Genomic DNA, 15,443 nt, shown 5'->3' with positions numbered 1-15,443 from the left:
GGGGGTCGTAACCCTTCAGACCTAAATTTAGGTTAACAAACATCGGGGACATGATGGCATCCGTGCCTCATGTCCCCAATCTTTGAGGATGAGCCGCATGTTGCAGGCCTTTTCTATTTTCCGCTTGTCAGATTACGAAGACCTTGGCTTCCCACTCGCCTAAGTCGATCTGTAGGGTTCCATCGGAGACTTGGACCTCGCAGTCGTGAGTCCAGTCTTTCCACGTGCCGTCGACGGGCATTCCGGGGATTTGATAGCCTCCTAGATACTGATCAGAAAGATTGAGAACGGTCACCACGCGCGCACCTTCGCCATTCCACCGGTTGTAGGCGATCAAGGGCAGGCCGGGATCAATGTGGAAGAAATCGATGTCGTTGCCATGCAGCGCCGAATTGGTTTTTCGTAGATAGATGAGCGCTTTGTAGAGCTGCAGCAATTGCTGGTTGTCCTCACCATCTAACAATCCCCAGTCGATCGGCGCGGGCTCCGTGCTTTTGTCCTTATAGTGGCCAAATTCCTGACCCGCCCAAATCATGGGAATCCCGATCGCAGTCAGAAGGATCACTGCGCCCATTGCAGCGCGCTTGAATGCGGCTTCGCCCTGTATGCCTGCGTGGCCGATGTCTGCCATGATCTGATTGTGATCATGAGTGCACAGGTAATTCACGATGCGCACGCCACTCTCATAGCCTCGTCTGCGCGGATCGATGCAATCGCACAGAGTGTCGATATCGATTTCTGCACCGGTCACGATGTCCTTGATGGCAAAGTAAAACGATTCGTTCCAGCAGGCGTCCGTCGGACCGTCGGGGAGAACCACTTCAGGATCGTCCGGGATGTATTCGGCAATCAGCGTGAAAGGCTTTTCGCCGCTAATCTCTTTTCCTTTCTCACAGAAATATCGCAAAGCATCGAAATTATTGAGCTGAGCCACGGCATCGAAGCGAATGCCATCGATATGATATTCATGCACCCAGTGGCCGATGACATCGCCGATGAATTTTCGTGCGGGCATCAGGTCGAGATTTTCATCGTATTTCACATAATTGAATTCCGGCCCCCAGTTGTTTTCCGCATCGACTGGATCATGGTGAAACCAATAGTCATGATCGATCTGAGCCAAGGGAGTCGAAGTCTCGGCATGATTGTAGACGCCGTCCTTGAAGACGCGCATGCCATGGCCATGACAGGCGTCGATCATCTGCTTATACTCGGTCGGCGTTCCATAGCTGGATTCGACCGCGAAAAAGTGCCTCGGGTTATACCCCCAACCATTTTCTCCAGGGTATTCCTCCACCGGTAGCAACTCGATCGCATTCACGCCGAGGTCTGTTAGATAATCCAGCTTCGGAATGATGTCCGTGAACTTACCCCTGGTTAAGTCGCCGGGATTATGACCCAGGAAATCGTGCACTAAAAGTTCGTAAATGATGAGCTCGTGGTCCTGGGGAAGTGGAGTCATGTCGTTCTTCCATTCGTAAGGACCGATCACTCGTTTTCCGTTCTTGATCTCAAGAATGGCATTTTGATCTTCGGTGTCGTCGATTTCAGTTGCGTATGGATCCGCGATCTGGACTCGTTGATCCGGTTCGTAAAACCAGCTTTTTGAAGTGATTTCGAACCGATAAAGATATCGTCCGTCGTCCAGATCCACTTCGATTCGGAAGTAACCATCTTCGCCTTTTGTCATGGCGATCGGTTCCCAATGATTGAAATCGGCAACGAGAAATGCCTCGTTGTTATAAGGCGCGAATAGTTCGAAGGGTATCGTAGACATCGATGTGAAAGAACGTGCTCTTCTTGGCAGCAATCATGCCATCCGGATTGAACCGATTGCCCCGCTCAGAAAGCCAATGAGTCCCGGCCAATCTTTCTTTCGTGTGATCGTTTTATCCTGTGGCGAGCTGTGATTTCTGGGCAAATTGCCTGAGCTGGCATTGCGTTTCGCACTTCTCAGGTAATGCACAAGTTATGGCTGACCGCGACCGGCATTTCGGCTATCTATCCACCTGATGACAGTTTTTCAAATCGTTGCCATGCTGGTTTCGCTGGCAGCCATTTTCAGTTACGTGAATTTTAAGCTCTTTAAAATGCCTGCAACCATCGGCGTCATGCTGATTGCTTTGCTGGTGTCCCTTGGGCTGATTGGATTGGGATTTTTTGCACCAGGCGTGAGGCAGATGGCGGCTGATCTAACACGTCAGGTTGATTTTAACGATGCGTTGATGCAGGGCATGCTGTGTTTTCTGTTATTTGCGGGTGCCTTGCACATCGACTTGAATGATTTGCGCAATCAAAAAGGAGTCATCGGCACCCTGGCGATGCTGGGCGTGGTCCTATCGATGTTTGTCTTCGGGACACTGATTTACTATGCAATGGGCTGGCTTGGATTTGAGTTGAGTTATGCTTGGTGCTTATTGTTTGGCGCTCTGATATCACCAACTGATCCAGTGGCGGTAGTCGGGATTTTGAAAGAAACCCGGGTGCCGAAATCGTTGGAGGTGCAGATTTCCGGCGAATCATTGTTCAATGATGGCATTGGCGTGGTTGCGTTCATTGTCATGAGCCAGATTGCAATTGGCGGCGAAGAAGCATCCGTAGCTCATATTGGTAAACTTTTCCTGGAGGAAGCAGTCGGGGGCGCTGCATTCGGGTTTGCGATCGGCTGGCTCGCCTACCGTTTGCTGAAAAGTGTGGATAATTATCGGGTCGAAGTGATGCTGACCCTGGCTTTGGTGATGGGTGGATATGCTTTGGCATCGGCGATTCATGTGAGCGGGCCGATCGCGATTGTCGTCGCCGGTTTGTTTACCGGAAATCACGGGCGCCAGTTTGGCATGAGTGAGAATACCCGGAAAAACGTCGATTCGTTTTGGGAGTTGATTGATGAAATTCTGAACGCGGTGTTGTTCGTTCTGATCGGATTGGAAATCCTGGTGTTGGCTTTCACGAAGAGCCTCTTCTTTGCAGGTTTGCTCGCCATTCCTGCGATCCTATTCGCCCGCTGGGTCAGTGTGGCTTTGCCAGTGAGTGTGATCCGGCGTTTCCGTAATTTGCCTGCGGGAACAATCCGAATCATGACGTGGGGTGGTTTGCGCGGGGGGATTTCCGTTGCCCTCGCACTTGCACTTCCGCCGAGTCGTGAGCGTGAAATCGTCTTGGCCATCACTTATATCATCGTGGTGTTTTCAATTCTGATTCAGGGCTTGAGTCTCGAACGTTTGGTCAAACTGGTCCCGGAATTGCGGACGAAATGATGGATGTTAGATTGCCAATCATCATGTCCGCCGGTTTCGACCTTGATGCGTGGGGAAGCGGTCGATAACAACGGCTCAGGATGTTTTCGTTGAATTCGACATGTAAACGGTGCGCAGTCTGGCTGGTAGCATTGCTAGGTGTTCTCACTCATCGCAGCGTTGCTGAAGTTGCCCAAATCGATTGGAGTGATAGTAAACCCGTGTTGATTCAGCAAGGTGGTAACTATGGCCGGATTTATCGTGTTAGTCAGCGCCATCTGATCGCGGGGTTTGGCTTTCGCCGGGGTATTTATGTCCGTTTGAGCGATGATGACGGGAAGTCGTGGGAGGAACCGATTCAGGTCGTGGAGATGCCAGGAGGGAATTGCACCAATACCGAGCTCTGTGTGTTGGATGGTCGCCAGATTTTATGTTTTTTCAATTTCCGGCCCGCCGAAGGGTCGGGTAAAGCCTACACCATCGGCATGTGCAAAAGCTCGAACCGAGGACGGACTTGGTCATCCCCAACCATTTTATATACCGCCGCAGAGGAATTTAAAGACGGATGCTGGGAACCTGCCTGCATTCAATTGCCGGATGGTGAGCTACAAGTTTACTTCGCGAATGAGAATCCTTACCGAACCAGTAATGAGCAGCAAATCAGCATGCTTCGATCGACAGATTATGGCAAGACCTGGGGAGAAATGGAGACCATATCGTTCCGGAAAAAGTCCCGTGATGGAATGCCGGTTCCAGTGGTCCCGAAAGATGGCAAATCGATTTATGTCGCTATCGAAGACAATGGTCTTAGCGGCAGATTCAAGCCTGTGATTGTATCGAGCAGGATCTCAAAAAACGGCTGGCACGATGGTGTGGTTGGCGGCGAAAGTCGCAATCGCTGGTCAGCGCTTGCCGATCCACTTCCTGCTGAAACCTATGCCGGTGCTCCTTATTTGAGGCAGCTTGTCGATGGTCGATTCGTGCTCTCCTATCAATTGGCACCTTCCGGAAATATGGATGATTCACGCATGGCTGTATCGATCGGAAACGACAAAGCAAAACGTTTCGGTGAGCCAAGTTTTCCTTTCACCTCGGATTCCGGCGTGGCTCAACTGTGGAATTCACTCTTCATCAAAGATGAAAAAACGGTCACGGCCGTCACGCAAACCACGATCGGAGGAAAACACGGAATCTGGGCGATAGACGGGAAGCTGGTGGATTGATCCATTGAATCCCCACTTGCGGTTCAGCCTTTGCTGTTCTTGCGGGGGATGGATTTCGAGGCTTGCTTGAAGGCCTTTTTGGTTGCCTTCGGTCGGACCGATTTCTTTGCCGTCATTTCACGGGTTCGCTTGCGCCAATCGCGCTTTGCCGGTTTTTCATCGGCGTGGCGTGGTGGAATAGGGGCTCGATAGTTGAAGTTTCGAAGGCGCTTCCGAGGGATGCGTTCACGAATGGTGAACTCAAGGATTTGTAGTAGATTCAAATCTTCCTCAGGGACAAAACTGATGGCGGTGCCTTCTGCCTCGGCCCGACCGGTTCGTCCGATACGATGAATGTAGTCTTCCGGATTGACCGGGAAATCATAGTTCACCACGTGAGTGATCCCTTCGATATCGATGCCACGCGCAACGATGTCGGTGGCGACGAGGACCTGGACTTTGCCATCCTTGAATTCCTGCAAGGCAGCGAGGCGCTGTTCTTGAGAGCGGCTTGAATGAAGTTTGGTGACTTTGACACCGGCGGATTTCAGGAAATCGGTAAGCCGGTTTGCACCGTCCTTCATTTTCGCGAAAACTAGCACGCGTTGCAGCTTCGGGTCCTTCAAAAGCTCCACCAACATCGGGCCTTTCAAGTGAGCTGGAACTTCATAGACAAACTGGGAGACTGTGTTCGCAGGATTGGTGCGATTGCCAATTTGAACGGTCTTGGGTTGATATTGGAAGCGGCGAGCCAGCGATTCGATTTCCTTGGAGAGTGTCGCCGAGAACATCAAGGTCTGCCGCCGTTTCGGCAACTGACCGATGATCGTTTCGATGTCAGGTAAAAATCCCATGTGCAGCATGCGGTCCGCTTCGTCGAGGACCAGCACTGCCAGAGTTGAAAAGTCGATCCGGTGGCGTTCCGTCAAATCCATCAATCGACCTGGAGTCGCCACCACGATGTGCGCCCCTTTGCGGAGAGCCCGGATTTGCGCGGCTTCATCAACTCCACCGTAAACGGTTGCGATGCGAAATGTTAGATACCTTCCGTAGTCACGAATGTTGTCGGTAATCTGGACGGCAAGTTCACGCGTCGGTGCCAAGATCAAAACCTTGGTGCCGTTCAGTCGGCCCTGTTCCTGGGTGATCGCCAGTTGATTGAGAATCGGCAGAACGAAGGCAGCCGTCTTGCCAGTGCCGGTCTGCGCAATGCCCGTCACATCATGCCCCTGAAGAATCTTCGGAATGGCCGCTGTCTGGACGGGAGTTGGCTTTTCATACCCCGCTTTTTGAATGGCGCGGAAGATTGGAGTTTCGAGTCCGAAGTGGCGGAACGGCATGGAACGATGGTAATGCAACTGGCTTCACGATGGCACGAAATTAAATCCAGGTTCTGCCGATTCGGCATCCAGTTGCGATAGTTTCCAATGCAGTTTGGCGGGATGGGGGATTGCATGAAAATCGGGCGCGGGCGTATGAATTCCGCCGTTCGGACGTATCTATCCCACACCAATTACTCACGATGATTCCTCGATTTCTCACTGATTTGTCCCGGTCCGCAAAATGCCTGGCATTGGCCACCGCGATGCTGACCTTCAGCGGCGTAAGTTTCGCTGCTGAACCGATTGTTCTCCCGCCTGGCGTTGATTTTTCGATTCTTCCACCTCCTCCAGCGGATGATTCTCCCGCAGGGATGGCCGATTTGAGTGTCTTGCTTTACGTGCAACGTGACCGGACTCCGGAGCAGGAGAAATTGGCCAAGGAAATGGCCAGTCCGTCAGTTTTTGCAATGGGACGTGAAATTTTTGGCCCATGGTTCACTCGTGAGAACCTGCCCAAAACCGCAGCCATTTTGCGCGAAGTTTCTCAAGTCACCGACAAAGTGAAAAACGATGCAAAGAACGAGTGGAAGCGTCCGCGCCCATACGTTCGCTCCAGCCTGGTTCATCCAGTTGTCGGCAAGCCAGGTGATGCGGGTTGTTATCCCAGCGGACACAGTTATGGCATTGCCATTCCGGAATTTGTTCTAACAGCTGCCTTCCCTGAACATGCGGAGCAATTCGATGAAATGATCCACCGGGTCATGTGGGGACGTGTTATTGGTGGAGTCCACTACCCAAGTGACACGGAAGCGGGCCGTCTGTTGGCCAAGGATGTGATCGATAAATTACTTCAAACCGATCCGATGAAGGAGGCGATCAAAACCATTCAGGAAGAAGCTGCGCCCTTCCTGAAAAAGGATCAGGAGAATCAGAAGTCCAAAGCTGGCGAGTGATCGGATGAATCACTAACTCGAAGCCTGAGATCGAGTATTTCAGGCTTCGTCGATGGCAATCAGTCTCACTGTTTACTCGATGTCCTTCGCGCAGCGGAAACCTGTGTGGCAGGTCGGCGAGTCGGCAGCCTGTGATTGGCGGGCTGCTGGCCGGTAGCGAAGGCAGTAGGAGTAATGACAAAGGTAAGATCCACCACGGATCACGTGCGTGCCATCAGTCGCTGGTTGGCTATGATAATCCTTCCGATACAGGTCCGCGCAGATTTCCCAAACGTTGCCGGTGATTTCATAAAGGCCATAAGGATTGGCCGGGAAGGTGCGGACTGGCGCACTGAATAGAAAGCCGTCGCCTTCGGTGTTTTCGATTGGGAACTGGCCCTGCCAGATATTGGCGACGTGTTGATTTTCCGGTAAGGAATCATTGCCCCACGAGAAGGTTGCCTGATCCAATCCGCCGCGAGCGGCGAATTCCCATTCCGCTTCGGTAGGAAGACGTTTGCCAGCCCATTTTGCGTAAGCGGCCGCATCCTGATAGGTAACCAGGACGACGGGGTAGTTGTCTTTGCCGTCGATGTTGGAATCCTTGCCAAACGGGTGCTTCCAGTTGGCGGTAGGATCCCAGATCCACCAATCGTGATAGGTTTCAGGATGATCGATTCCAGCTCGTGGCTGGACAAAGACAATCCCTCCTTGGGTCAATGGCCCAGCTGGCAAATTGGCTCTAGCTTCCGGCGGCAGGGAATTTGGATCGAGTTCCTGTTCCGCGAAAGTGACGTAGTGGGTCGCTTCGATGAATTTGGCGAATTGCCCGTTCGTCACGGTGGTCTCATCCATCAGGAATGGAGCGACCGTTTCGTGGTGGGCTGGGGTTTCCTCCGGGAAATACTTTGGTCCCGCAGGGGTGTCGAACTCACCCCGAGATCCCATGGTGAAAGTGCCCCCAGGGATTTTCACCATGGGGGTTAAATCTTCCGGCGCGGCCACGTTGGCGGATTTTGACTCGCTCGCCGCGGTGGCCGGTTTTTCATCATTCCCCGATTTGCATGCGTTTAAAGAAAGGCAGATTCCAACAACTGCCAGACTTAGTGTGGATTTTGGATGCATAGGAGAAGATGGCTTTGGCGGGCGAATTACTTAACGGGTTTAGTCTTTACCGAGGTGTTCGTGAGTTTGCCACTAAAAGCGTGAGGAGACTCATAGTCACCGACCGGTGATTGGTCGTCTTCACCCGTGCTCAGATGGTCTGATGGCTGATGAGTCAGCAGGCCAGGTGATTTGGCGGTCGCAATGATTTTACCATCTGCGGAGATGCTCATTTCGTCAGCTGTTAGCGTCGCCACCAGAGATACTTTTCCAGAAAGTGGCTCTTTGGCGCGGAGCTTGGTCAATTTGCCATCGAGCCTGACGTCAAAGGCGGGCACCCCGTTTTCCAAATGCAACACATAACCCTGGCGATCTCCACCTTGGGCGATCAGGACGCCAGTGGATTTGTCGGACGCAATTTCGCAATCGCAACTGATGGTAAGCTCGGAATTTCTCACGTCCGGTTCTGCACGCGGATAAACCAGGGCTTCCGGGTATTGATCGAGCATGGCCTTCAACTCATTCAGGACGGATTTGCGTTTGTCCGCGATGTTAACGGTTTCGATCGGGCCGTCGTTGTAGTCGAAGAGTTCGTAATCCGCGGTGTCAGCGGGAGCGCCTGGAACTTTCCATTCCACCATGCGATAGCGATCGGTGCGGATGGAGCGTCCCATCCGGTTGCCACGTGGGAAACAGGCGTAAACGTGATCTTGAAGACGCACCGATGGATCTTTGAGGGCGGGAGTTAAATCGATTCCATCGATGGGTTGCGGAACCTCAGGGGCGGGGAGTCCGGCCAGTGAAACCAGCGTCGGATAGATATCGACGGTTTCCGCCAGCTCACCGGTTGAAGAATTTGGCTTGGTCACTCCCGGAGCGATCACCAAAAATGGGATGCGGTTGGCCTGCTCGTAATTCGTGTGTTTGGTCCAAATCCCGAGATCGCCGAGGTGCCAACCGTGATCGCCCCAGAGAATGATGATCGTGTCTTTTGCCAGATCGAGGCGATCCAGCTCATCGATGACTTTACCGATTTGAGTGTCGGTATAACTGGCGGATGCGTAGTAGCCGTGGATCAGGTGGCGGGCCGTTTCGTCATCCGGTAAGCCACTTGGTGGCACCGGCTTGAAGTTGGCGATTTCGCCGCCGCGCTTTCCAGCGTATGCAGGTGAGCCTTCGGGGAGAGTGGTGATTTTCGCGAGTTCGAATTTTTCAGGATCATAGAGATCCCAATATTTCTTCGGCGCGGTGAAAGGGAGGTGGGGTTTGACAAAACCCACTGCCAGGAAGAACGGAGTATCGGGATGTTCTTTGGCTTGCTGGAGGCGTTTGACGCTCTCCGCGGCGATCCGTCCGTCCGCATAGGTTTCATCCGGGACATCAATCATTTCCCACGCCATTCCCTTCGGAAGACTGTTGATGTTGCCGAGGTGTTCATTGGCGAAGTAGGCTTCTTCACGGGTCAGCTTGCCACCTTCCGTGCTCGCTGGATCGTGATATTCCACCACGGGTTCGTGGAAAATCGGAACACTCCATGACGCTGGATCTTCATCGGTGTTGCCGTGACCGCTGTGGAGGATCTTGCCGATCGCTTCGGTTAGATAACCATACTTGCGGAAATACTGTGGAATCGTAACGCCATTCGGGACCGCGCGCCGGAAGTTGGTTCCCAGGTCGTAAATGCCGAGCGAGGTCGACCGGGAACCAAGCATGAGCGTGTTCCGGGACGGAGCGCAGACGGCTTGATTGCAATAGGCGGCGTCGAACCGCATGCCGCGCGCTGCCAGTTTGTCGATATTTGGAGTGATCGCCTGCTTGTCGCCGTAGCAGCCAAGAAGCGGTTTCAAATCGTCCACACAAATCATCAGAACATTGGGATGTTCTTTGGCGATGAGAGCGGATGTTAGAGCAAACAGGCAGAGCAGCGAACGGGTCATGGATTCGTTAGAGGTATTGGGGCGCTGGCTGCCCCGGAGTTTAATCGTGGATTTCTTTCATAAGCTCCTCGTGCTCTTGGGTGAGTTTGAGGACCACGTCAGGATGTTTCTCGAACAAGTTGTTCTGTTCCCCGATATCTTCTTTTATGTTGGCGAGGAACATCGGGATGTGTTTCCCGGAGACTGGATCAAAGACGTTGGACATGAGCTTCCAGTCGCCTTCGCGCACAGCCCAAGAAGTGCTTTTGCCTTGTCCGATTTTCCACTGTAGACTGGTGTGGGGGCTCGGTGCGGAGGCAGACTTGATCACGGGAAGGATGCTGGTTCCATCCAGTTTTACTTTAGGCAATTTAAGTCCGCATAATTCCGCCAGAGTCGGCATCCAGTCGGCGGCGTGCACCATTTGATCTCTTACCTCGCCCTGTGGAAGATGGCCGGGATAGGAAATGATCGCGGGCAGGCGGATGCCACCTTCGAACAAGCTGTATTTCGCGCCGCGGTAAGGGCCTGAGTTACCACCGCCATGGTGGGCGCGTTCTTCGGTCGAGTAACCGTTATCACTTTGGAAGATGATGATGGTGTCTTTGGTTAGACCCAATTCATCAATTCTCGCGAGGAGTTTGGCGATCCGGTCATCTTGGGATGCGAGGAATGCGGAATAGAGATTGCGCGGGTACTTGAGGTCCTTGAAGTAATCCAGCCACTTTTTCTCACCTTGATAGGGGTAGTGGGGAGTGTTCATGGCGTAGTAGATGAAAAACGGTTTGTTGCGATTCTCGGTGATGAAATGGTCTGCCTCCTTCAGCATGAGATCAGGGAAGTATTCGCCGCTTTCATAGACTTCGGTGCCATTGCGATAGAGGTCGTGAACGTTTGGACCGCTCCAATAGAAAAAGTGCGAGTAGTTATCGATGCAGCCACCCATGTGACCGAACGAGTAATCGAAGCCCTTGGCATTCGGAGAAGTTTGATCGGTGAAGCCGAGGTGCCACTTGCCGATGTGTGCGGTTTGGTAGCCCGCATCTTTGAAAACCTTTGCCATGGTGATTTCCTTGGCGGGCATTCCAACCACTCCGCGGCCAAAACCGATGTTGCCGGTGACGCCTGCACGAAATGGGTAGCGACCCGTCAGCAAGCAGGCACGCGATGGCGAGCAGATCGGCGCTCCGGAGTAAAATTGGGTGAATCGCACCCCATGCTCCGCGATTGAGTCAGCGGCAGGCGTGTGGACGTCCTTGGTCCCGTAGCAGCCTAGATCCGCCGCGCCCAAATCATCGGATAGAATGAAAATGACATTGGGCTTATCCTTGGCAGATGCTGTTAGAAAAATGCAACTGAAGGCGAGTAATGTCCGGGCCAGCCGCGACGGACGTTTTTTGAGAATTCGTAACATGAGGTATATCGGATTGCTTCGATACGTCTAAAATCACCCTGTTGATTCAAGGAAAAACCCGCGCGCTGATTGTAAGGCAGGAAGTGCAGTTGCTTCAAAAGCGCAGGGCGTACAGGGTGGCGGCCATGAGCGATTGGACGGAGCAATGGCTGCGCGGGGCAGCATCTTGGAAAGCGTTTAAAGAGGGCAAAATGCTCGTCGATGCGGGCGCAGTTACGGATGCCAAAAAAGGCAGCTCGGGTTGGCAAGCCAATGTTCGCGTCGGCAAACGCACCTTTCGCGTCAGGGTAAAAGCGAGCTCGGCGACGAACATTGAGACGCTGTGCGGTTGCCCGGAGAATCGCGCGACCGGAGCCCTCTGCGCTCATGGAGTGGCAGCCGGATTGGCAGCGATTGCCGGGATTCCTGCCAAGGAGTCAAAGCCAAACGAAAGCGCTGCTCCGCAATCGAAGTCTGTCGATCCCGCGATCAGACAAAAACTTCCCGGCGGAGCTGGCAGTGCGTGGCAGGTGGTTTTGCCGCCGACCTGGAGGGAAATGCTGCGCCGAGGGCGCTGTGCCGGATCGCTCCATGCTGCAGAGGGCGAGCTGAGCACCGCCGATGAAAAACTGAGCGAGTGGTTATTCGCAAACGGGCAAACCGGAAAACCACCCTTGCACTTCAACCTGGCTGGAAACGAGGCCGCCCGATTTCTGGAATTGCTGCCCGAGCATCCCCGCATCGTCGGAGGCAAGGAGCAGACGAATCTGGATTGCCGATCAGGCGCCTTGATCCCACTCGGGAAAGTCGAGCGAGAGGCGGAGAAAGTCAGAATTCAGGCAAGCGGAGCGGAGCTTTTCCAGGTCGGAGAGCAGTGGTGGCGCATGGAGCCGAATGGATTTGCCCAAATCGGCAACGGTGAGCCAGCTGAAGAAATGTCGAAAGTGATGGCCGCTCTTGGTGCAGGGCGTGGTGTGCAAATTCCGATCGAACGATTTTTGGATCGTTTGAACGACTGGCAGGAATGGTTGCAATTGCCAACCGGCTCATGGGTCGAGCAACTGCACTTCATTCCTGCTGCCCCGCAATTCGAGCTGGCGATTGAAGGCAATCTCAAGCGCGTGGAGGTCGAGCTGCGGGTCAGCTATCGTGGCGCTGCGTTGCAGGAAATCTTGCTGCCGAGTTATCCCGGCTTGCCTGTCCTGGAGGCCGATCGCTGTGAAATCCGAAATTGGCAGAGCGAGCGGAAAGCGGTCGAACGTCTGGAAAAAATCGGATTTGCGATGGCGGGGGCGAGGGGGATTCTGATCGGCGAAGCATCGATTCAGGACTTCCTGTTCAAGCATCTCGGCGTGCTGGAAAATGACTGGAAGCTGGTGCTGGGCGACCGATTCCAGGCGGCGAAAAAACAGATCGTTTTCGTCGAGCCAAACATCGAGGTGCTCGGTTCGGGGGAAGATTGGCTGAGCTTCGATTTGCGATTCGAAACGAACGACAGGTCGGTGATTTCGATGGGTGAAATCAAACGATTGCTGCGCGGTGGAAATTCGGGATCGGGAAAACGCGTCGTGCTTTCCAGCGAGGTCGAAGAGCTGATCAATCCGTTGATCGAAGAAAGTGATTTGCGGCAGGAAGGGGGCCATTTCGTGGCACCTGCAAGGACCGGTGAGCTGATCCTGGAATTGCGTAAAAATATTGATAAATCGAAAAATAACATCGATTTAGAAAGTTATTCACAATTTGAATCGCCGCGATCTCTTGTAGCCAGCATGCGCTCGTATCAATCGCTTGGCTCCGGCTGGTTGATGGACCGGCTAAACCGGTTTGGCGGTGGGCTTTTGGCCGATGACATGGGCCTTGGAAAGACCATGCAATCGATCGCGGTGATCGAGAAATTGTTCCAGAATAACCAATCGACTGGCGTCGTGATGGTGGTGGCGACAGCATCGTTGCTCGGCAACTGGAAGGCGGAGTTTGGGAAATTTGCTCCGAATCGGGTGGTGCGGGTTCTGCACGGCCAGGGTCGCGAATCGGTGCAAAAGCAGGTTGCAGATGGCGAGGTGATCCTGACCAGCTTTGGCACTCTTTCTCGCGATCTTGCCTGGCATCTCAAGCGATCCTACGAAGCAGTGATTGTTGATGAGGCCAGCTTGATGCGAAATCCCGATACTGATCACGCCAAGGCATTGTTCAAACTCGATGCGAAAGGTCGGGTCGCTCTGACGGGAACGCCGATCGAAAACGGCATTCGCGACCTGTGGTCGATTTTCCGCTTTGTTCAACCGGGGTGGTTGGGAACGCGGGAACAATTCAAGGAGCGCTACGAGCAACCCCTTGCTGCCGGGGAAGGCGCGGCGGTGATGAATCGGCTCAAGGTCAAAACCGCCCCGTTCATGCTGCGCCGCACCAAGGAGGAGGTGGCGCCTGAATTGCCATCGAAGATTTTCGTCGATGAATTCTGCGACCTCAGTTCCGAGCAACAGGCGGTTTATCGCGACCTTCTGGTCGAAGGGCGCAAGCGGGTCGAGGTGACGCGCGATTCCGGAAATGCCGGGGCCGCGCGAATGCAGGTGCTAACCGCGTTGCTGCGCCTGAGGCAGACGTGTTGCGATCTTTCGCTGCTGCAGAATGAGCGATTCGATCGTTTGAATTTGGGCAAGCGATCCGCAAAATTGGAGCGTTTGATGGAATTGCTGGATGAGGCTGTCTCGGGAAATCATAAAGTTCTCATCTTTAGTCAATTCCAGAAACAATTACTGGAAATCGAGAAATGCCTGATCGAGCGCGATATCGGCTGTCTGAGGCTTGATGGGCAGACTCGGAATCGTCAGCAGCTGGTCGATCGATTCCAATCGGCCGATGGTCCGCCGGTTTTCCTGATCAGTTTGAAAGCAGGGGGCTACGGGCTCAACCTGACCGCGGCGGATATCGTGGTGCACTTTGATCCCTGGTGGAATCCGGCGGCGGAGGCCCAGGCAACGGACCGTGCCCATCGGATCGGCCAAACCCGCCCTGTCACGGTGTATCGCATGCTGACTCGTGGCACCGTCGAAGAAAAAGTGGTTCGTCTCCAAGCGAAGAAAAAAGAGCTGGCAGCCGCAGTGGATGAAACCGGCGGCGGCGATGCATCCGGCTGGTCGGATTCGGAGTTGAGGAATTTGCTGGAAATCTAGTTTCAAAAGCGAGACCCGCGCACTAGAGTTAATGGATCATGAACAAATACTCGATCTCGATTTTCACTACGGTGGTCGCAATTGCTGCCATTGCATGGACGACCATCAAACCCGCCGATGCCCAATCTAAGAATGCGTTCTCATCCGCAAGTGTCACACCGTCTATCGGAGCGCGGTGCCTCGTTACCCTCGATCCGAGTAGTGAATCGGTCGCAGAATCCACTACCCAAGTGAACGGGCCTCCTCAGCGATTCACGATTTTCGGAGAATTCGTGCGTCTGGACTCCGATTGGGTGGTGTTGGAGGATGGTAAAGTTGAGCACTGGATTGATCGACGAAAGATTCTGAGCATGCGAGTCAGCAAGTGATTTTCCACGCTGGATTGCGAGTGGGTATTGACCAGCTGCGGGGCGGCTTCTACGACTTTGACATGGAACCACTTTACGAAGGAAAGGCGAAGCGTCTTTGGGCAACTGAGAATTCCAACACGCTGCGGATGGAATTCAAAAACGACGCGACCGCCTTCAATGGCGAGAAAAAGGCCAGCTTCGAAAACAAGGGCAAGCTCAACAACGCGATCAGCACGCTGATTTACGGCTTCCTCGAAAACGAAGGTGTTCCAACCCACTTCGTCCGTCAGATCGACGAAACCAACGTCGAAGTCAAAAAAGTCGAAATCCTGATGGTGGAGGTCATCATCCGCAACCTGGCGGCAGGCAGTTTCTGCAAGCGCACCGGCATGGCGGAGGGCACCGTGTTTTCGGCTCCCATCATCGAGTTTTCCTACAAAAGCGATGAACTGGGCGATCCGTTGATCAACGACGATTACATCCGCGAGATGAAATTGGCGACTCCGGAAGACCTCGCGTTCCTGCGCGAGTCCGCGCTGAAAGTGAACCGCATCCTCGGTGATTTTTTCGCCAAAGCAGGACTGAAACTCGTCGACTTCAAGTTGGAGTTCGGCCGCCTGGCGGAAGATCCATCCGTGATCGTTCTGGCCGATGAGATCAGCCCGGACGGTTGCCGTCTGTGGGATCTCAAAACTGGCGAGAAAATGGATAAAGATCGGTTCCGCCGCGATTTGGGTGGGGTCATGGAGGCTTACGAAGAAGTCCTGGGCCGCTTGAAGGCACAGGGCTGATCTCGGTCTGCATTTCTCCCTTTC

At 53.5% G+C, this 15,443-nt stretch carries 11 protein-coding genes; 6 read left to right on the top strand and 5 right to left on the bottom strand.

All coding sequences use genetic code 11. The features are described from left to right. Positions 1–127 precede the first annotated feature (127 nt). Complete coding sequence (locus JIN85_RS17180) at positions 128–1,777, bottom strand: alpha-amylase family glycosyl hydrolase (RefSeq protein ID WP_200273101.1); 1,650 nt, start codon at positions 1,775–1,777, stop codon at positions 128–130. 235 nt (positions 1,778–2,012) lie between these two features. On the opposite strand from JIN85_RS17180, the gene JIN85_RS17175 reads away from it, so the two are divergent. Beyond that, positions 2,013–3,257: a cation:proton antiporter gene (locus JIN85_RS17175; RefSeq protein WP_200273099.1), complete on the top strand. Its 1,245-nt coding sequence runs from the start codon at positions 2,013–2,015 to the stop codon at positions 3,255–3,257. Between the two features lie 200 nt (positions 3,258–3,457). Further along, positions 3,458–4,459 (top strand): sialidase family protein, encoded by a 1,002-nt coding sequence (locus tag JIN85_RS17170; RefSeq protein WP_200273097.1) that lies wholly within the window; start codon positions 3,458–3,460, stop codon positions 4,457–4,459. Between the two features lie 23 nt (positions 4,460–4,482). Here JIN85_RS17170 and JIN85_RS17165 read toward each other — a convergent pair whose 3' ends face one another. Continuing rightward, positions 4,483–5,778 (bottom strand): DEAD/DEAH box helicase, encoded by a 1,296-nt coding sequence (locus tag JIN85_RS17165; protein WP_200273095.1) that lies wholly within the window; start codon positions 5,776–5,778, stop codon positions 4,483–4,485. Positions 5,779–5,984: 206 nt separating this feature from the next. On the opposite strand from JIN85_RS17165, the gene JIN85_RS17160 reads away from it, so the two are divergent. After that, complete coding sequence (locus tag JIN85_RS17160) at positions 5,985–6,713, top strand: phosphatase PAP2 family protein (protein WP_200273093.1); 729 nt, start codon at positions 5,985–5,987, stop codon at positions 6,711–6,713. 72 nt (positions 6,714–6,785) lie between these two features. Here JIN85_RS17160 and JIN85_RS17155 read toward each other — a convergent pair whose 3' ends face one another. The 3 genes from JIN85_RS17155 to JIN85_RS17145 form a co-directional block, all read right to left on the bottom strand. After that, positions 6,786–7,697 (bottom strand): formylglycine-generating enzyme family protein, encoded by a 912-nt coding sequence (locus tag JIN85_RS17155; protein ID WP_200273091.1) that lies wholly within the window; start codon positions 7,695–7,697, stop codon positions 6,786–6,788. Between the two features lie 146 nt (positions 7,698–7,843). After that, on the bottom strand, positions 7,844–9,733 hold the full coding sequence (locus tag JIN85_RS17150; RefSeq protein WP_200273089.1) for a sulfatase: 1,890 nt from the start codon (positions 9,731–9,733) through the stop codon (positions 7,844–7,846). Positions 9,734–9,773: 40 nt separating this feature from the next. Beyond that, the gene (locus tag JIN85_RS17145) at positions 9,774–11,126 is read right to left on the bottom strand and encodes a sulfatase-like hydrolase/transferase (RefSeq protein ID WP_200273087.1); all 1,353 of its coding nucleotides are present in this window, start codon (positions 11,124–11,126) and stop codon (positions 9,774–9,776) included. 125 nt (positions 11,127–11,251) lie between these two features. Here JIN85_RS17145 and JIN85_RS17140 point away from each other — a divergent pair, with 125 nt between their 5' ends. The 3 genes from JIN85_RS17140 to purC all read left to right on the top strand — a co-directional run bounded on the left by JIN85_RS17140 (position 11,252) and on the right by purC (position 15,419). After that, a complete protein-coding gene (locus JIN85_RS17140; RefSeq protein ID WP_200273085.1) occupies positions 11,252–14,278 on the top strand; it encodes a DEAD/DEAH box helicase in 3,027 nt (1,008 codons plus the stop codon). 38 nt (positions 14,279–14,316) lie between these two features. Continuing rightward, on the top strand, positions 14,317–14,646 hold the full coding sequence (locus JIN85_RS17135; protein WP_200273083.1) for a hypothetical protein: 330 nt from the start codon (positions 14,317–14,319) through the stop codon (positions 14,644–14,646). 62 nt (positions 14,647–14,708) lie between these two features. After that, positions 14,709–15,419 carry a phosphoribosylaminoimidazolesuccinocarboxamide synthase gene (purC, locus tag JIN85_RS17130; RefSeq protein ID WP_200273103.1) on the top strand — a complete coding sequence of 237 codons (711 nt, stop codon included), beginning with the start codon at positions 14,709–14,711 and terminating at the stop codon, positions 15,417–15,419. The last annotated feature ends 24 nt before the right edge of the window (positions 15,420–15,443 follow it).

It is taken from the genome of Luteolibacter pohnpeiensis, from assembly GCF_016595435.1.
Taxonomy (GTDB): Bacteria; Verrucomicrobiota; Verrucomicrobiia; order Verrucomicrobiales; family Akkermansiaceae; genus Luteolibacter; species Luteolibacter pohnpeiensis.
Note: the sequence above shows the minus strand (reverse complement) of the source record. Positions and strands in the feature narration are given on the sequence as shown.

Coding starts and splice junctions, on each gene's coding strand:
- JIN85_RS17150 (WP_200273089.1), bottom strand. CDS start 9,733: ATGACCCGTTCGCTGCTCTGCCTGTTTGCTCTAACATCCGCTCTCATC.
- JIN85_RS17135 (WP_200273083.1), top strand. CDS start 14,317: ATGAACAAATACTCGATCTCGATTTTCACTACGGTGGTCGCAATTGCT.
- JIN85_RS17165 (WP_200273095.1), bottom strand. CDS start 5,778: ATGCCGTTCCGCCACTTCGGACTCGAAACTCCAATCTTCCGCGCCATT.
- JIN85_RS17140 (WP_200273085.1), top strand. CDS start 11,252: ATGAGCGATTGGACGGAGCAATGGCTGCGCGGGGCAGCATCTTGGAAA.
- purC (WP_200273103.1), top strand. CDS start 14,709: ATGGAACCACTTTACGAAGGAAAGGCGAAGCGTCTTTGGGCAACTGAG.
- JIN85_RS17180 (WP_200273101.1), bottom strand. CDS start 1,777: ATGTCTACGATACCCTTCGAACTATTCGCGCCTTATAACAACGAGGCA.
- JIN85_RS17175 (WP_200273099.1), top strand. CDS start 2,013: ATGACAGTTTTTCAAATCGTTGCCATGCTGGTTTCGCTGGCAGCCATT.
- JIN85_RS17145 (WP_200273087.1), bottom strand. CDS start 11,126: ATGTTACGAATTCTCAAAAAACGTCCGTCGCGGCTGGCCCGGACATTA.